The following is a 17929-nucleotide window of genomic DNA, read 5'->3' as shown; positions in this document are numbered from 1 at the left end:
ACGGGACAGGAGCATGTCCGTATGAAGGACCTGGAGATCCGCGACGACCGGACGGCGGGCCGCCTCGAGGCGCTGACCGGCGGTGAAGTCGTCGGCCGCGTCGAGTACTTCGTCCTCGAGAGCCCCGAGCGAGCGCTCGTGCCCGTGCACACGATCGTCGAACCGGCCCACGAGGGCCAGGGCATCGCGGGGTCGCTGGCACGCGAGCTGTACGCCGTCGCCGGCCGCGAGCACAGCGCGGTCGCCTCACTCTGCCCGTACGTCACCAAGTGGTCCGAGCGCCACCCCGACGAGTCCCGGCCGGCCGACCAGGGCCTCCTGACGGCGGCGAGGGAGTGGCTGGCGGCTCATCCCGGGCGCTTCTGACGGACGAGGCACACCGGGCTGGGCAGGGCCGCGTGCTCTCCGAGCCCCCCCGGGGCGCGTTTCCGCCGAACCCCCGGCATCGGTCACCCCGACCAGCCCGGCAGGGTCCCGCCCCGCCCAGCCCACTCGCCCGCACTACCCCCACCTGGACCCCTTCCCGTCCCGCGCCGGAGTGACTGGGGAAGCAGGTGCAGGGTAGGCGGGGGAGTAGTCCAGAGCCGGAGTCGATCGACTGGCTGGAGGGCCTCATGACGAATCCGTTTCCCGACCCCGTGCATCCGGGGCCGACACCGGGCCCGGATCCCCAGCACCCGGAGCCGCGCCCCGACCCGGTGCCGGATCCGCAGCCACCGCCTGGCCCGGAGCCGACCCCGCCGCCCCCGTCCCCGACCCCGCCCCCGGGGCCGGACCCCGTGCCGGGTCCCGACCCGTCACCTATCCCCCCGGGCCCGGAACCCGTACCGAACCCCGAGCCGGGCCCGCCGCTGTCCTGAACGACACCGGAACGAGAACGAGAAGGGGCCGGTGGACAGCCAATGCGGCCGTCCACCGGCCCCTCATCGTTCCCTCAGCGGCGAGCGCCTACGCCGAGACCTCCGACCGGTCCCCGCCCCACAGCGTGTGGAACGAACCGTCCCGGTCCACCCTGCGGTACGTGTGCGCACCGAAGTAGTCCCGCTGCCCCTGCGTCAGCGCCGCCGGCAGCCGCTCCGCGCGCAGGGCGTCGTAGTAGGCGAGGGCCGCGGCGAAGCCGGGGGTCGGCACGCCCTCGCGGGTCGCGGCGATCAGCACCTCGCGCCAGTCGTCCTGGGCGTCCGCGATCTCCTGCGCGAACGTCGCGTCCGACAGCAGGCTCGGCAGGTCCGGCCGGGTGTCGTAGGCGGAGCGGATCCGGTCGAGGAAGGCCGCGCGGATGATGCAGCCGCCACGCCACAGCGCGGAGACCGCACCGAGGTCGATGTCCCAGCCGTACTCGTCGCGGGCCGCGTCGATCTCGTGGAAGCCCTGCGTGTACGACACGATCTTCGACGCGTACAGCGCCTGCTCCACCCGGTCGGCGAAGGCCTGGGCCTCCGACTCGCTGAGTGCCTTGGCCTTCGGGCCGGCCAGCCCGCGCGAGGCCTCCCGCAGGGCCGCGTGGCCGGAGAGGGAGCGGGCGAAGACGGCCTCCGCGATGCCGGACACCGGAACGCCCAGGTCGAGGGCGATCTGGACCGTCCAGCGGCCGGTGCCCTTCTGCTCGGCCTGGTCCACCACCACGTCCACGAACGGCTTGCCCGTCTCCGCGTCGACGTGCGACAGCACCTCGGCCGTGATCTCGATCAGGTAGGAGTCGAGGCGGCCCTGGTTCCAGGTGCGGAAGATCTCCGCGATCTGCGCGGGGGAGTAGCCGGCGACATCGCGCAGCAGCTGGTACGCCTCGCCGATGAGCTGCATGTCCGCGTACTCGATGCCGTTGTGCACCATCTTCACGAAGTGCCCGGCACCGTCCGGACCGACGTGGGAGACGCACGGCGAACCGTCGGCCGCCTTCGCCGAGATCTTCTCCAGCATCGGGCCCAGCGAGTCGTACGACTCCTTGGGGCCGCCCGGCATGATGCTCGGCCCGTTGAGCGCGCCCTCCTCGCCGCCGGAGACGCCCATGCCGACGAAGTGGATGCCCTGCTCGCGCAGCTCGCGCTCCCGGCGCCGGGTGTCCGCGAAGTGCGCGTTGCCGCCGTCGATGATCATGTCGCCGGGCTCCAGCAGCGGGGCGAACTCCTGGATCACCGCGTCCGTCGGGTCACCGGCCTTCACCATCACGACCAGGCGCCGCGGCCGCTCCAGCGCCGCCACGAACTCCTTCGCACTCTCGCACGCGACGAAGTCCCCCTCGCCGCCGAACTCCTCCACCAGGGCGCGGGTGCGCGCGGGCGTCCGGTTGTGCACCGCCACCGCGTAGCCGTTGCGGGCGAAGTTGCGGGCGAGGTTGCGGCCCATGACCGCGAGACCCGTGACGCCGATCTGCGCTGTACTGCTCATTCGGTTGGCTCCTAAAGACCTCGGTATCGGTGCTGCGGGTGCTGTCCACCAGCATGCCCCCGTCGACCATCCTGACGTGCCGCTACTTCGTCCGCACGCGCGGGTCGTACGACGTCGCGCAGCGTGATACGCACGAAAGCCCCGTCGCGCTCAGTCGATGTACGCGTCCCCGCGCACGTCGCACACGCGCACCGGGTGGCGTACGCGATGCACCGCCGTGGCGCACGTCGCGCAACAAGGGCCTCATACCGGCCATTTGGGCGCCCGGGCGGCTGATAGCCGTCTTGTTCTGGCCGGTTCGCAGCGCTTACTTTTGCCCCTCCTGACGCATGTCTAGGGGGGCACCCGATGGCCGTACGCGGCCGGCACCGCCGGTATCAGCCGAACAGGATCAACCGCGCCTCACTCACCGTCACGGCGGGTGGCGCGGGCATGGCACTGCCGTTCATGGGCACGGGCGCCGCCCAGGCGGCGGACGTGGACACCTGGAACAAGGTCGCCGCCTGCGAGTCCACCAACAACTGGAGCATCAACACCGGCAACGGGTTCTACGGCGGTCTGCAGTTCACCCAGTCCACCTGGGAGGCCTACGGCGGCCGGACCTACGCGGTACGCGCGGACCTGGCCACCAAGGACCAGCAGATCGCCGTCGCCGAGAAGGTGCTCGACGGGCAGGGCCCGGGCGCCTGGCCGGTCTGCTCGGAACGGGCCGGACTGACCCGGGGCGGAGGCGAGCCCGACATCCGGCCGGCCTCCGGGAGCACGAAAAAGGACGGGAAGAAGGACGCCCGGAAGAAGCCCGGAACCTCAATCGAGGACGTGCGGCCGCAGTCCACGCCGCAGTCCCGGGCGGGCAACGCCGAGATGTACACCGTGGTCCGCGGCGACACCCTCTCCGGTATCGCGTCCGACCAGGAGGTCCGGGGCGGCTGGCGGGGTCTGTACGCCGCCAACCGCTCGGCCATAGGAGCCGACCCCGACCTGATCGTGCCCGGTCAGCGGCTCGCGCTGCAGGGTGAGGGCGCCACGAAGACGCGCCCCGCGGCCAAGCCGGCCCCGTCCGCAAAGCCGGCCCCGTCACCCAAGAAGCCGGACCGTGCGAAGGAGCACGCCAAGGAGCGAGCCAAGGACGAGAGCAAGGAACGTGCCGGACGGTCGACCGCCCGGCAGGGCCTCGTCGCCCCCGTCAGCGGCTCCCTGGGAACGCCCTACCGCAAGGCGGGCTCGTCCTGGTCGAAGGGCTACCACACCGGCGTCGACTTCCCCGTGCCCACGGGCACGTCCATCAGGTCGGTCGCGGCGGGCAGCGTCGTCAGCGCGGGCTGGGGCGGCTCCTTCGGCTATCAGGTCGTGGTCCGGCACGCCGACGGCCGCTACAGCCAGTACGCCCACCTGTCGGCGGTCTCCGTGCGGGACGGGCAGACGGTGACCGCCGGCCAGCGCATCGGCCGCTCCGGCTCCACCGGCAACAGCTCGGGCCCGCATCTGCACTTCGAGGTGCGGACGGGGCCCGGTTTCGGTACGGACGTCGACCCGGTGGCTTATCTCAGGGCCGGCGGCGTCACGATCTGACGCGCGTGCGGTGCCGGTCGACCGTGGGCAGCGGGACGTACGGGATGCCGTAGAAGGGCAGGTAGGAGAGCGGGCGGCGTTCGCCGGGGTCTGAGGACACCGGCGATTCCCCGCTCTCGTACGGGGGGATGTCCGGGGCGGCCTCGGGCTCCTCGGCGGCCAGGGGCCGGGGCACGGGCACCGGTTCTTCCCCGGACCGGCCGTGACCTGCCCCGCCACGGTCGCCCGTCCCCGCGCTCGCCGCTCCCACGCCGAGCGTCTCGGGGAGCACGCCCCTGGCTACGGGCAGCACCCCCACGGCTACGGGCGGCGCGCCCACGGTCTCGGGCAGGACGCCGATCCCGGGCGAGGAGCTCCGGGCCTCCGGCGAGGGGTTCACCGCCGCGACGCTCAGCGTCTCGGGCGGCACGCCCACGATCGCGGGCGGGGCGCTCATGGGCTCCGGCGAGGCGTTCACGGCCCCGGCCAAGCTGCCCACCGTGGCAGGCGACGCTGCCTCGGTCTCGGGCGCGATGCCGATCTCGGGGGGCTCCGGCGAGGCGTTCACCGCCCCGGCCAGGGTGCCAGCACCGACGGGCGACGCCCTCACCGCCTCGCGCAGCGCACTCCCGCTTCCCGGCCTGCTGCCGACCGTCCCAGCCGAATCACCCGTGCGCTGGGACGCGGACCCGGACGAGGATCCGGCACCCACCGGCTCCGGCCGGCCCCGTCCGCTCCCGGCGGGCTCGGGCACCGTCCCCGATGCCCCGAGGTCCGTGTCGACGGGAACCAGACCCGTACCGGCGACCTTCGGCCCCGTCCCCGCCGTGCTCTCCTCCGGCCGGCCCTGCGCGAGCCGCTCCGTCGTCAGCAGGATCAGACCGCCCGCCGCCACCACGCCACAGCTCAGGGCGAGCGCCGTGCCCGTCGTGCCGTAGCGGAAGGTTTCTCCGAACATCGTGATGCCGACCGCGGCCGCCACCACCGGGTTCACGACCGTCAGCGTGGCCAGCGGGGCCGTGAGGCCGGCGCCCCGGTACGCGGCCTGCGACAGCAGCATGCCGACCGTGGCGAGGACGCCGATCACGGCGAGCGAGGGCACGTCGGCCGCCGACACACCGCCGGTCCAGTCGACCGCCACGGTCTTGGTGAACACCGAGGACATTCCGAACGCGATACCGGAGGCCGTCGCCAGCAGCATGCTGCGGACCGTCGGGTGCCGGTGCGCGGCCCGGGCGGCGATCATCAGCGCCACGACCGCACCGGTGGTCACGACGGCCACGGCCACCCGCTGAGCCGTGTCCAGCGACCGCGCGTCGGACGCGGCGACCAGGGACAGCAGACCGGCGAGCCCCACCGTCGCCATGATCGCGCCCCGCCAGGCCGTGGCCCCCGCCTTGCGACCGACGAACAGCGCCGCCATCGGCAGGGCCACCACGATGGTCAGCGCGCCCAGCGGCTGCACCAGGCTCAGCGGCCCGAACGCCAGCGCCACAACGTGCAGCACCCCGCCGAGACCGTTGAGCCCGACCGCCGCCCACCAGCCCGGCCGGCGCAGCGGAGCGTACTGCTCGCCCGGCGACGACTCCGCCACCCGCTCCTGCACGATCGCCCCGCCCGCGTACGCGACGGCGGACACGAGGGAGAGCAGGACGGACAACGCGAGGGCGCTCATCGGCTGCTCCTCTGCGTCAGGCGGGGGCATTCAGCCCGGCGCGGCGAAAGGTCGGCTTTCATGACCAACACCCTGCCGTGTCCAGGTCTTCCCGTCGTCGTCCCTGAGCACTCATTGGGTCCTACTGCCGATGGAGTACGAGGGGAGCACCATCATCCCCAGGGTGGGCGACCACGGTCGGGGGCCACCGGGTCGCGTCCCCTAGGGGCCTTGGTACTACTGGTCTTCGTGGACCTCGACCCCGACCTCGCCGCACTCCGCCCGCTCGGCGGCTTCTTCGTGCTGCGCACGGAAAGAGCGGCGGCCAGGCCTCTTCCCACTCTCGCACAGGCCTACCGCGAAACGTCACCGGACGTGTGGGGAAATCCCCTGATTTTTCGCATCAGCAAGGTGGCCGACGCCCTCCACGCCCCGGAGTCGCGCATCGCCGCGTCCGTGGCCCACCTCGGCCTCGCGGCCCGCCTGTGGTCCGTCGCGCTCGGCTGCGCCGTCCTCTACGACAGCGTCCCCGACCTCGACGCACGGCGGCTGCACTGGGACGCCGACGGCAGCGCCCCCGACGACCTGTGGCTCATGGACGTACGGCCGCTCCCCGGGGACGCGGCGACCGTCGCGGACACCGTCCTGCACGGCCACCTCGAACCTCTCGCGGCGGCCCTGCGCGCCCACTACCGCCTCGCCCCCGGCCTGCTGCGCGGGAACGCCGCCTCCGCGCTGGCGGGCGCCGCCCGCGAACTCGACCGCTGGGCCCGGCGGCACGACCGTACGGACACCGCCGCCCGGGCCCGCTCCCTGGCCGCGGAACTCCTCGACCACCCCCTGCTCGCAGGCACCGGAACCCTCACCGGCACCGCCTTCCGGCGCCGCAGCTGCTGTCTGTACTACCGGGTGCCCGGCGGGGGCGTCTGCGGCGACTGTTGCTTCACACGGCCGCCTCGCTCTTCCCCACACGCCCCATCTGGGTGACCATGAAAGGGAACGGCCGCTGAGAGCAGGGAGTTGCGGGTGCGAGTGGGACTGCTGACCCGGGAGTACCCGCCGGATGTGTACGGCGGTGCGGGTGTCCATGTGGAGTTCCTCGCCCGGGAGCTCAGAGACCTGGTCGACCTGGACGTGCACTGCTGGGGCGAGGGCCGCGCCTACGGCGTGCGGCGCCACCGGCCCTGGTCCACGCTCGACGGCGCCAACGACGCGCTGCGCACCTTCTCCGTGGACCTGGCGATGGCCGCCGCCCTGGAGGGCCGCGAGCTGGTCCACTCCCACACCTGGTACGCCAATCTCGGCGGCCACCTGGCCAAGCTGCTGTACGGCATCCCGCACGTGATGACCGCCCACTCCCTGGAGCCGCTGCGCCCCTGGAAGGCCGAGCAGCTCGGCGGCGGCTACGAGCTGTCCAGCTGGGCCGAACGCACCGCGATCGAGGCCGCCGACGCGGTGATCGCCGTGTCCGGGGCCATGCGCGAGGACATCCTCGGCTGCTACCCGGCCCTGGACCCGGAGAAGGTCCATGTCGTGCACAACGGCATCGACACCAGCCTGTACCGGCCCGACCACGGCACGGACGCCCTGGACCGGATCGGACTCGACCGCTCCCGTCCGTATGTGCTGTTCGTCGGCCGTATCACCCGGCAGAAGGGCGTGCCCCACCTGCTGCGCGCGGTGCGGGACATCGACCCGGCCGCGCAGGTCGTGCTGTGCGCGGGAGCACCGGACACGCCGGAGATCGACCAGGAGTTCCGCGAGCTGTTCGGGGAGCTGAGCCGTGTCCGCGACGGCGTGTTCTGGATTCCGAGGATGCTGCCGCGCCCGGAGGTGATCCAGCTCCTCACGCACGCCGCCCTGTTCGTCTGCCCCTCGGTGTACGAGCCGCTCGGCATCGTGAACCTAGAGGCGATGGCCTGCGGCACGCCCGTGGTGGCCTCGGCGGTCGGCGGCATCCCCGAGGTGGTGGACGACGGCGGGACCGGTCTGCTCGTCCCGGCGGGCGACGACTTCGAGTCCGGTCTCGCCCGGGCCATGGACACTGTCCTGGGCGACCCGGAGGCCGCCCGGCGGATGGGCGAGGCCGGGCGGGAGCGGGCGGTCGGCGAATTCGGCTGGGACGCGGTGGCCCGCCGCACGGTCCGGCTCTACGAGGAGATCCTGAAACAGGCTTAGCCCGTCCCGCTCAGGGGCAGGCATCGGGAAATCGGCGTGAGGGGAGCGGCCATGCGTCGTGGTGGTCCTTCGGTCCTGGGAATCGTGCTGGCCGGCGGCGAGGGCAAACGCCTGATGCCCCTGACAGCGGACCGTGCCAAACCCGCGGTCACCTTCGGCGGCACCTACCGCCTGGTCGACTTCGTGCTGTCCAATCTCGTCAACGGCGACATCCTGCGCATCTGCGTCCTGACGCAGTACAAGTCGCACTCGCTGGACCGGCACATCACCACCACCTGGCGGATGTCCAACCTGCTCGGCAACTACGTCACACCCGTGCCCGCCCAGCAGCGCCTCGGCCCGCGCTGGTACCTGGGCAGCGCCGACGCGATCCTGCAGTCGCTGAACCTGATCTACGACGAGCGCCCCGAGTACGTCGCCGTCTTCGGCGCCGACCACGTGTACCGCATGGACCCCCGCCAGATGCTCGCCCAGCACATCGACAGCGGCGCGGGCGTGACGGTGGCCGGGATCCGGGTGCCGCGCACGGAGTCCTCGTCGTTCGGCGTGATCACGCCGGGCTCGGACGGCCAGACGGTGGAGCGCTTCCTGGAGAAGCCGACGGATCCGCCCGGTCTGCCGGACGACCCCGACATGGTCTTCGCCTCCATGGGCAACTACATCTTCACCACCAAGTCCCTCATCGAGGCGCTGCGGCGGGACGCGGAGGACGAGGCCTCCGTGCACGACATGGGCGGCTCGATCCTGCCCCAGCTCACCGACCGGGGCGAGGCCGCGCTGTACGACTTCAGCGCCAACCACGTGCCCGGCGAGACCACCCGCGACCAGGGCTACTGGCGGGACGTCGGCACGCTGGACGCCTACTACGAGGCCCATATGGACCTGATCGCCGAGCGCCCGGCGTTCAACCTGTACAACCGCAGCTGGCCCATCTACACGCACTCGTACCAGCTCTCGCCGGCCCGCTTCAACGCCGGCGGCATCGCCAGCGAGTCCATCATCAGCGCGGGCTGCCTCGTGCGCGGCCAGGTCACGCGGTCCGTGCTGTCGCCGGGTGTCGTGGTGGACCCGGGGGCCGTCGTGCAGGGCTCCGTGCTGCACGACAACGTGCACATCGGCCGGGGTGCGGTGGTGCGCGGCGCCGTCCTCGACAAGAACGTCGAGGTGCCGCCGGGCGCGACAATCGGCGTCAACCCGGAGCGGGACGCCGAGCTGTACACGGTGTCCAAGGGCGGCGTGATCGCCCTGGGGAAGGGCCAGTTGGTCACCTGACGGGTCCCCGCCCGGGGACTTTGTCCTGCCTCTGGACGAAGAGCGGAATCCGTGTTGTCATGCCTGCGCCCGCACATGACATCGTTGTAAACGGAGGTTCCGTGCGTACCGGACCCCTCAGAAACCGGCTCGCGTTACTGCTCGCCGCGTTCCTCGCCCTCACCGGCCTGACCGCGGCCCCCGCCCTGGCGGACGACCCCGCCGAGATCCACGGCCTCAAGGGCGAGTACTACACGCACTCCGCCCCCGGCGCCTTCGACTTCCACACCCTCAAGGCGACGACCTTCGACCAGGACCTCGACTTCGACAACCTGGAGCCGCGCCTGAACTTCACCACCGGCCGGTCGGACGACGTCAGCGTCCGCTGGACCGGAAAGATCGTCCCGGAGAAGACCGGCCCCCACACGTTCTCGGTCATCGGCGACAACGGCTTCCGCCTCTGGATCGACGGGAAGCCGGTCATCGACCACTGGGTGGACGACTGGGACCGCGAACAGACCGGCCGGCCCGTCGACCTGACCGCGGGCAAGGCCTACGACATCAAGGTCGAGTACTTCGAGCACTACGGCGGCTCCAACCTCCACCTCCGCTGGACCCCGCCCGGCGCCGGCAAGGAGCCCGTCCCGCAGTCGGCGTTCCGCCTCCCCGACGGCTTCGACTACGACGGAGCCCTCGCGACCACGGTCCAGGCCACCGGCCGCACGCTCAAGCTGGACTTCGCGCAGCCCCTGGCCGCACCCCCGGCGGGCTTCACCGGCCACCTCAAGGCGGTGATCGGCGGCGCCGAGTGGCCCCTGGGCGCGGCGCGACCGGACCCGTCCGACCCCACCTCCCTCCTGGTCGCCCTCGACGAGCCGGTCGTCGGCAACAAGACGGGCACGGCCCGCGGCACCGCCGACGTCCGCTACGACGGTCAGGGCGGTCTCTCCGGCATCGACGGCAACGTTGTCAAGGAGTTCTGGAGCAGCGGCCCCAACCGCTCGACGCACCAGCTCAGCACCCGCTGGGCCGACGAGGTCGGGCCCGGCAACGCCCACCCCGAGTACCCGCGCCCGCAGCTGACCCGGGACGCCTGGCAGGGCCTCAACGGCCGCTGGCAGTTCGCCGCCGCCGAGCCCGGCGAGCAGCCGCCCGTCGGCAAGAACCTGAAGGAGCGCATCCTCGTCCCGTACCCGGTGGAGTCCCGGCTCTCCGGCATCGAACGGCACGAGGACCGCATGTGGTACCGCCGCACCTTCACGGTCCCGCGCGACTGGGACATCGGCTCGGGCAAGCGGCTCAAGCTCAACTTCGGCGGCGTCGACTGGCGCTCGGAGGTGTACGTCAACGGCAAGAAGGTGGCCGAGCACGAAGGGGGCTACGACAAGTTCACCGCCGACATCACCGACGCGCTGAAGCCCGGCCGCACCCAGGAACTGATCGTCGGCGTCTACGACCCCACCGACGCGGCATCCGGCGAGAACCCGCCGCTCGGCAAGCAGCGCCTGGACCCCAGCGGCATCTGGTACACCCCCTCCTCCGGCATCTGGCAGACGGTCTGGATGGAGCCGGTGGCGCCCGACCACGCGGACTCCCTCAAGCTCACCCCGGACGTGGCCGGCGAGAAGCTGACCGTTCAGGCCCGGGGCGTCCGGGACGGCGTACCGATCAGCGCGACGGCGTACGACGGGAAGCGCGAGGTCGCCACGGCGAGCGGCCGCACCGGCAGCCCGCTGACCCTGACCCTGCGCGACCCGCACCTGTGGTCCCCTGACGACCCCTTCCTCTACAAGCTCAAGGTGAAGGTCGGCGCCGACCGGGTCGGCAGCTACTTCGGGATGCGCTCCATCGCCGTCGAGAAGGTGAACGGCGTCCCGCGCACGGTCCTCAACGGCGAGCCGGTCTTCATGATGGCCACCCTCGACCAGGGCTTCTGGCCCGACGGCCTGCACACCGCGCCCACCGACGAGGCCCTGGCCTACGACCTGAAGGCGCACAAGCGGCTCGGCTTCAACTCCGTCCGCAAGCACATCAAGGTCGAGCCGGACCGCTGGTTCTACTGGGCCGACCGGCTCGGGCTGCTGGTGTGGCAGGACATGCCCGCGATGACGGCCGGGGTGGACCCGAGCGGGTCCTCCCGCGCGCGGTACGAGCGCGAGATGAAGGAGATGATCGACGAGCACATCAGCAGCCCGTCGGTCGTCATGTGGGTGACCTTCAACGAGGGCTGGGGCCAGTACGACGTGGGCCGGGTCGCCGAGCAGGCCAGGGCCTGGGATCCCACCCGGCTGGTCAACGGCCAGTCCGGGCTGAACCTCGGCGCCGACGGCGCCACCGGCGACCTCATGGACGAGCACGGCTACCCCAGCCCGGCGCTGCCACCGCGCCCGGACGGCGAGCGTGCCCTGGTCAGCGGCGAGTACGGCGGCCTCGGACTGGCGGTACCCGGCCATGCCTGGTCGGTGCAGCAGTCGTACGTCGACGTCGACCCGGCCACCTACACCGAGGACTACCTGACCAAGCTCGACGAGGTCCGGGCGCTGGTCTGCCGGGGCAGCAACGGTGCCGTGTACACCCAGATCGCGGACGTCGAGGGTGAGCTGAACGGCTTCCTCACCTACGACCGGGCCGTCCTGAAACCGGACACGGCCCGGCTCAAGGCGGCGCACGAGGCGTTGATCCGTGACGCCTCCCGGGTGACTCCCACCGGGTGCCCGGCGCCGCGACCTGTGCTGAACTGACGGCAGATGCACCATAAGTCCCGCCCCTCTTCTCTGGGGCGGGACTTAATCTGCTGTTAACTGTACGTAGCCTGATCGTACTTGACCGTAATCGGCTGGGGGCGGTTGACTGCTGACCCACCCGTCGTCGACGCGAGGCAAGCCCTTGACTGCTGACCTGCTCGCTCCTCTCGACCTGGCGTTCTGGAACCTCGAGTCCGCCGAGCACCCGATGCACCTCGGGGCGCTCGGGATCTTCCCTGCCCACTCGCCGGCCGCGGGCGCCCACGCGGCGGACCTGCTCGCGGCCCGCGCCGCCGACGTCCCCGGACTGCGCATGCGCATCCGCGACGTGTGGCAGCCGCTGCCCTCGGCCCTGCGTCGGCCGCACGCCTTCGGCGGCGCGGCCCGGGAAGCGGACCCGGACTTCGACTCCCAGCACCATGTCCGGCTGCACGCCCCGACCGCCGACTTCCACGCGACGGCGGGCCGGCTCATGGGGCGTCCGCTGGAGCGCGGCCGGCCGCCCTGGGAGGCCCATGTGCTGCCCGGCGAGGACGGGGACTCCTTCGCCGTGCTGTTCAAGTTCCACCACGCCCTGGCCGACGGGCTCCGGGCACTCACCCTCGCCGCGGGCCTCATGGACCCGATGGACATGCCGGCGCCCCGGCCCCGCCCCGCCGCGCCCCCGCGCCCTCTGCTGCCGGACGTGCGCGACCTGCCGGGGCTGGTGCGCGGCGCCCTGTCCGACGTGTCCCGGGCCCTGGACATCGGCGCCTCCGTCGCCCGCTCCTCCCTCGATGTGCGCTCCACCCCCGCGCTCACCTGCGAGCCGAGCGGCACCCGTCGCACCGCCGGAGTGGTGCTCGACCTCGATGACGTGCACCGCGTCCGCAAGACCGTCGGCGGCACCGTCAACGACGTACTGATCGCCGTCGTCGCGGGCGCCCTGCGCCGCTGGCTCGACGAGCGCGGCGACGGCAGCGAGGGCGTGGCGCCCCGTGCCCTGATCCCTGTCTCCAAGCGCCGCCCGCGCACCGCCTACCCCCAGGGCAACCGGCTCTCCGGCTACTTGATACGGCTTCCGGTGGACGACCCGGACCCGCTGGCACGCCTCGCCTCGGTCCGTACGGCCATGGACCGCAACAAGGACGCCGGCCCCAACCGGGGGGCGGGCGCCGTCGCCCTGCTCGCCGACCACGTCCCCGCCCTCGCCCACCGGCTCGGCGGCCCGCTGGTCGGCCAGGCGGCACGGCTCTGGTTCGACATCCTGGTGACCAGCGTGCCCCTGCCCAGCCTCGGCCTGAAACTCGGCGGCCACCCGCTCACCGCCGTGTTCCCCTTCGCCCCGCTGCCCCCCGGCCACTCCCTGGCGGTGGCGGTCTCGACGTACCGGGGCAGCGTCCACTACGGGCTCGTCGCCGACGCCGAGGCCGTCCCCGACCTCGACCTGTTCGCGGTCGCCATCGCCGAGGAGGTGCGGACGCTGATCACGGCCTGCGAGTCCTGAGAGGCGCGAGTTTGGCGGTCCGGCCCGGCGCTCCGTAAAATTCGCCCTTCGAATGCGGGCGCGACCGGCGCGCCGCGACGGCAGAGCAGGGAACGACAGCGGCGATGACGGTGACAGAGGACGGCCCGCAGGCCATGGACGAGGCGAGCGGGCTCTCGTACGGACCCGGCATCGACCCGGAGCGGCTGGCCGTCTGCCTCAGCGTGCTCGAGGAACTCGACAAGCTGGAGGTCGACCACCCGGACGCCGTCGCCGTGCGCCGGGCCACCGCGGGCGTCTACCGCACGGTCAAGCAGCGTCGCCGCCAGGAGCGCCGGGCCGCCAAGACCGCCCACGACAAGGCGGTCACGGAGGCCACGGCGACCGGCTCCGCCCAGCGCATCGACGACGAGACCGAGGGTCTGCTGCCCTCCTCGAACACCGAGGAGGGCAGGATCGCGGGGATACTCCAGCGCCCGCGCTCCTGCTACACCTGCAAGGCCCGGTACGTGGAAGTCGACTACTTCTACCACCAGCTCTGTCCCGACTGCGCCCGCGTGAACCGCGAGAAGCGCGACGTCCGCGCCGACCTCACCGGCAAGCGCGCCCTGCTTACTGGCGGCCGCGCCAAGATCGGCATGTACATCGCGCTCCGGCTGCTGCGCGACGGCGCGCACACCACGATCACCACGCGCTTCCCGAAGGACGCCATCCGCCGCTTCAAGGCGATGGACGACTCCGCGGACTGGATGCACCGCCTGGAGGTCGTCGGCATCGATCTGCGCGACCCGGCGCAGGCCGTGGCCCTCGCCGACCAGGTCACCGACGCCGGCCCCCTCGACATCCTCGTCAACAACGCGACGCAGACCGTGCGCCGACTGCCCTCCGCCTACGCCGCCCTGGTCGACGGCGAGAGCGCCCCGCTGCCCGCCGGAGAACTGCCCGCCCACCACGTCATCGGAGCCTTCAACTCCGGCGCGGTCGACGGCCTCGCCGCGCTGCCGCTCGGTATCAGCGGCCTCGACGCGCAGAAGGTCGCCGACCTCGCCCTGGTCGCGGGCAACGCCAGCGTCGAGCGGCACCTCGACGGCACCGCGATCGACGCGGGCGGTCTGGTCCCCGACGTCGTCGACTCCAACACCTGGGTGCAGACGATCGACCAGATCTCCCCGGTGGAGCTGCTGGAGACCCAGCTCTGCAACTACACGTCGCCGTTCATCCTGATCAGCGCCTTGCGTCCCGCGATGGCCGAGGCCGCGAAGAAGGCGGCGAGCGGGCGGGCGTACGTCGTGAACGTCTCGGCGATGGAGGGGGTCTTCGGCCGCGGCTACAAGGGGGCGGGGCACCCGAACACGAACGCCGCCAAGGCCGCGATGAACATGGTGACGCGGACCAGTGCGCAGGAGATGTTCCAGGCCGACGGGATTCTGATGACCTCGGTCGACACGGGGTGGATCACGGACGAGCGGCCCCACTACGACAAGCTGCGGCTCGCGGAGGCAGGGTTCCACGCGCCGCTGGATCTGGTCGACGGAGCGGCGCGTGTGTATGACCCGATCGTGCGGGGCGAGGCGGGGGAGGATCTGTACGGGGTCTTTCTGAAGGACTACGCGCCGGGGAAGTGGTAGGGCCTTTGGCCGCGGGTTGAGCGGGGCTGGTCGCGCCCACGCGGCGGAGCCGCACATTCATACAGCCCCGCGCCCCTGAGGTAGGACGTGTGCTGCCCTTGCCCGGGTGCCGCCGTCCACCACCAGGTCCGCCCCGGTCACCCACTCCGCCGCGTCCGACGCCAGCCACGCCACCGCCCGGGCGACGTCCTCCGGCTCCCCGATCCGCCCCAGTGGGAGCCCGGCCGCCACCTCACGCTCGCCCGGTTCCCAGACGAACCGGGCCATCTCGGTGCGAACCAGGCCGGGGGAGACGGAGTTCACCCGTACCCGGGGCCCCAGCTCACCTGCCAGCTGCTGGGTCAGATGCAGCAATGCCGCCTTGCTCGTGCCGTACGCGCCCACGTTCGGGCCGACGTGTCCGGCGCCCTCCGTGCACACGTTGACCACCGTGCCGCCGTGTTCCGACATCCACGCCCGCCACGCGCACTGGACGAGCCGCAGCGGTGCCTCGACGTTGACGGCGAAGGCCTCGCTCCAGGATTCCGGGGCGACGTCCATGAGCGGCCCGTACGGCTGATTGGTCGCCGCGTTGTTGACCAGGATGTCGAGGCGGCCGAACTCGCGCAGGGCCAGCTCGGTCAGGCGCCGGGGATGGCCGGGGTCGGCGACACTGCCCGCGAGTCCGATGCCGCCCAGTTCCTCGGCGGTGCGCCGTACCTCGTCGGCCTCCCGCGCGGTCACGCACACCAGCGCCCCGGCGTTCACCAGGTGCCGGGCGACGGCCAGCCCGATCCCGCGCGTCGCCCCCGTGATCACGGCGGCTCTGCCCCTCAGCCCGTACGACGACGACACCATCGGCGTACGGTCTCATGACGCACCGTCAGTCGACAGCCCCGAGGCGGGAGTTGCGCGCCGCCAGGAGCTCCAGCACCGTGCGCCAGTCCTCCAGGACCCCGGCGTCGAACCCGGCCGTGCGGCCCTCCTCGGCCGCCTGGCGCAGGGTGAGGAGGTCGTCGTCGGCGACGGCGTCCCGGCGGGGGCACCGGCGTACGAGCCGGGAGACCCGCTCGCCGAGCAGGGCGCGCACCGCGTGGGCCGCGTGGTCGGCGCGCGCGGCCGGATCGCCGGGCCACAACAGCCCGCCGACGGGCTGCACCAGACCCGCCACTTGCAGCTCCTTGTCGGCCGGGCGGCCGCGGCGCAGCAGCGCGGCGGTCCGCAGCGCGTGGTCGTGGAGGTCGACCGGCGGGCGGTCGTGGTCCGGGGCGTCCCTGGTGCCCCGGCAGGTGTACAGCAGATCCATCAGCTCCTCGACGCTGCGCAGCTCCATGCGTCAGTCCTCCTGCGAGTCAGCCGTTGCCGTGCGGCAGCAGATCATGGCGAGCTTTCGACTCAGCCAACGTCACTTGAACTGCGCAACCGCGTCGAAAGCGTCTACGCCCTTGTACGCCGTTCGGGTGGTACTCGAATCGCCTGTAAGTGAACAAATCGGCGTCTAAACCCGAGTTGAACACCAGATGACGCGCGATTGTTACCGGTCGTTTTCAGCCCCATCGAGCGGGGGCCCGCTCATTTGGTTAATCTGGTCCGGACGGACAGCAGTACGGGGTCCTACCCACACCCACGGTCCGTCATGGGACACGCCGGTTCACCACCGCCTGCTCTCCCGTGAGTCGACCGGCGCCACCGCGTCCGAACTGCTTTTGACATGAGACCCATACGGGCGTCAGGCGCAGCAGGTCCGGCGCGTGCGTCCCGAGGGTGACCGACACATAAGGAGTGCGCGGTGACACCGGAGAAGACGAATCGAGATCAGCGCCCCAAGGAACGCGGCGAGCGCGCCGGCCGGCGGGCCGACGAGCTCGGCAGCCTTGACGTGTGGGCCCGGTCGGCCCCGATCCGCCTCGCGGGCTACGAGGACGACCTCGCGGAGCCCCACATCCTGCCCAGCGTCGACTGACCAAGGGCGCACCCCCTCCACGTTCGCCGAGCGCATGGGCGTGCCAGACTCACGCCCATGCTGATCAGGGAAGCAACGGCTGACGACTGGCCAGGCATCTGGCCGTTCTGGCGCCACATCGTCGCCGCGGGCGAGACCTACGCATGGGACCCGGGTACCTCCGAGGAGGAGGCCCGGGTCCTGTGGATGAATCCGGCGAAACGCGTCTATGTCGTCGAGGACGACCGCGGCAGTGTCGTCGCCTCCGCCTATCTCACCCCCAACTACGGTGGCCCCGCCGCCCGTATCGCCAACGCCGGCTTCATGGTCGACCCCGGCCAGGGCGGCCGTGGCTACGGCCGTGCCCTCGCCGAACACCTCCTGACCGAAGCCAGGGCCGCCGGTTACCGGGGCATGGTGTTCAACGCCGTCGTCGAGACCAACCCGGCGGTGAAGTTGTGGACCTCCCTCGGCTTCACGATCCTCGGCACGGTGCCGGAGGCGTTCGACCATCCCCGGGACGGCCGGGTGGGGCTGCACATCATGTACCGCGCGCTCTAGCCATACGCCGAGGGCATCGGCACCCCAGGGCGGCCGTCAGGGACGGACGTACGGCCGGGTCATGATCTCCATGTTGTGGCCGTCCGGGTCGGCGAAGTAGGCGCCGCGTCCGCCGAAGAGGTCGTTGACGCGGCCGGGTTCGGTGTGGCCGGGGTCGGCGTAGTAGGTGACCCCGAGCGCCTCCAGGCGGCCGATCATGGCGTCGAACCGCTCCTCGGGCACGAGGAACGCGTAGTGCTGGGACTGGATCGGCTCGTCGCGCTTCTCGTAGTAGTCGAGGGTCACGCCGTTGCCCAGGTCGACCGGCAGGAACGGCCCGAAGGGCGCACCGACCTCCAGGCCCAGGACGGCCGCCAGGAAGTCCGCCGACAGCTGGCGTCGCGAGGCGAACACGACGGTGTGATTGAGGTGGGCGACGGTGGTCGGCAGGTCGGGCGTGTGCTGTGCGTGGGACATGAGTGGGTTCGTCTCCGGGTTTCGGGATCCGTGGTGAAGCGCTCAGCGGCGCGGGGGACGGGGAAACGGAGACGAGAGGCGGGGCTCGTGCTCTCTCCGGCTCTCGGACGGGCCCGGGCGGGGTCACCCCCG

Annotated in this window: 15 protein-coding genes; 10 read left to right on the top strand and 5 right to left on the bottom strand. The window is 72.0% G+C overall.

All coding sequences use genetic code 11. The annotated features are described in order from the left end of the window. The first annotated feature begins 21 nt into the window (after positions 1–21). Positions 22–366 carry a GNAT family N-acetyltransferase gene (locus ACZ58V_RS08970; protein ID WP_471289136.1) on the top strand — a complete coding sequence of 115 codons (345 nt, stop codon included), beginning with the start codon at positions 22–24 and terminating at the stop codon, positions 364–366. A gap of 582 nt (positions 367–948) precedes the next feature. Here the strand turns inward: ACZ58V_RS08970 and gndA are convergent. Next, positions 949–2388 (bottom strand): NADP-dependent phosphogluconate dehydrogenase, encoded by a 1440-nt coding sequence (gndA, locus tag ACZ58V_RS08965; protein ID WP_468184854.1) that lies wholly within the window; start codon positions 2386–2388, stop codon positions 949–951. Between the two features lie 348 nt (positions 2389–2736). Between gndA and ACZ58V_RS08960 the strand changes: the two genes are divergently transcribed. After that, on the top strand, positions 2737–3960 hold the full coding sequence (locus ACZ58V_RS08960) for a transglycosylase family protein (protein WP_468184856.1): 1224 nt from the start codon (positions 2737–2739) through the stop codon (positions 3958–3960). Here ACZ58V_RS08960 and ACZ58V_RS08955 read toward each other — a convergent pair. Beyond that, the gene (locus tag ACZ58V_RS08955; protein WP_471289132.1) at positions 3950–5614 is read right to left on the bottom strand and encodes a DMT family transporter; all 1665 of its coding nucleotides are present in this window, start codon (positions 5612–5614) and stop codon (positions 3950–3952) included. The two genes, ACZ58V_RS08960 and ACZ58V_RS08955, sit on opposite strands and share 11 nt — an antisense overlap. 210 nt (positions 5615–5824) lie before the next feature. Between ACZ58V_RS08955 and ACZ58V_RS08950 the strand changes: the two genes are divergently transcribed. From ACZ58V_RS08950 to ACZ58V_RS08925, 6 genes are all read left to right on the top strand, one after another. Beyond that, positions 5825–6580, top strand: coding sequence for a (2Fe-2S)-binding protein (locus ACZ58V_RS08950; RefSeq protein WP_468184861.1), 756 nt, complete (start codon positions 5825–5827; stop codon positions 6578–6580). 39 nt (positions 6581–6619) lie between these two features. Further along, complete coding sequence (gene glgA / locus ACZ58V_RS08945) at positions 6620–7771, top strand: glycogen synthase (RefSeq protein ID WP_471289127.1); 1152 nt, start codon at positions 6620–6622, stop codon at positions 7769–7771. Positions 7772–7822: 51 nt separating this feature from the next. Then, positions 7823–9043, top strand: coding sequence for a glucose-1-phosphate adenylyltransferase (gene glgC, locus ACZ58V_RS08940; protein ID WP_382486064.1), 1221 nt, complete (start codon positions 7823–7825; stop codon positions 9041–9043). A gap of 101 nt (positions 9044–9144) precedes the next feature. After that, positions 9145–11763 carry a PA14 domain-containing protein gene (locus ACZ58V_RS08935; protein WP_471289124.1) on the top strand — a complete coding sequence of 873 codons (2619 nt, stop codon included), beginning with the start codon at positions 9145–9147 and terminating at the stop codon, positions 11761–11763. A gap of 145 nt (positions 11764–11908) precedes the next feature. Continuing rightward, positions 11909–13252: a wax ester/triacylglycerol synthase family O-acyltransferase gene (locus ACZ58V_RS08930; protein ID WP_468184869.1), complete on the top strand. Its 1344-nt coding sequence runs from the start codon at positions 11909–11911 to the stop codon at positions 13250–13252. A 104-nt stretch (positions 13253–13356) separates the two neighbouring features. Further along, complete coding sequence (locus ACZ58V_RS08925; RefSeq protein WP_468184871.1) at positions 13357–14859, top strand: SDR family NAD(P)-dependent oxidoreductase; 1503 nt, start codon at positions 13357–13359, stop codon at positions 14857–14859. Between the two features lie 57 nt (positions 14860–14916). Here ACZ58V_RS08925 and ACZ58V_RS08920 read toward each other — a convergent pair whose 3' ends face one another. Next, positions 14917–15693, bottom strand: coding sequence for an SDR family oxidoreductase (locus ACZ58V_RS08920; RefSeq protein ID WP_471289931.1), 777 nt, complete (start codon positions 15691–15693; stop codon positions 14917–14919). A gap of 28 nt (positions 15694–15721) precedes the next feature. After that, positions 15722–16171: a hypothetical protein gene (locus ACZ58V_RS08915; protein WP_468184873.1), complete on the bottom strand. Its 450-nt coding sequence runs from the start codon at positions 16169–16171 to the stop codon at positions 15722–15724. A 456-nt stretch (positions 16172–16627) separates the two neighbouring features. On the opposite strand from ACZ58V_RS08915, the gene ACZ58V_RS08910 reads away from it, so the two are divergent. After that, positions 16628–16801, top strand: a complete 174-nt coding sequence (locus ACZ58V_RS08910; protein WP_167526749.1) for a hypothetical protein — start codon at positions 16628–16630, stop codon at positions 16799–16801. Between the two features lie 57 nt (positions 16802–16858). Then, positions 16859–17341 carry a GNAT family N-acetyltransferase gene (locus ACZ58V_RS08905; RefSeq protein ID WP_471289121.1) on the top strand — a complete coding sequence of 161 codons (483 nt, stop codon included), beginning with the start codon at positions 16859–16861 and terminating at the stop codon, positions 17339–17341. 36 nt (positions 17342–17377) lie between these two features. Here ACZ58V_RS08905 and ACZ58V_RS08900 read toward each other — a convergent pair whose 3' ends face one another. Beyond that, on the bottom strand, positions 17378–17797 hold the full coding sequence (locus tag ACZ58V_RS08900; RefSeq protein WP_468184879.1) for a VOC family protein: 420 nt from the start codon (positions 17795–17797) through the stop codon (positions 17378–17380). Positions 17798–17929 lie beyond the last annotated feature (132 nt).

The organism is Streptomyces sp. NPDC040589 (assembly GCF_055594445.1).
Note: the sequence above shows the minus strand (reverse complement) of the source record. Positions and strands in the feature narration are given on the sequence as shown.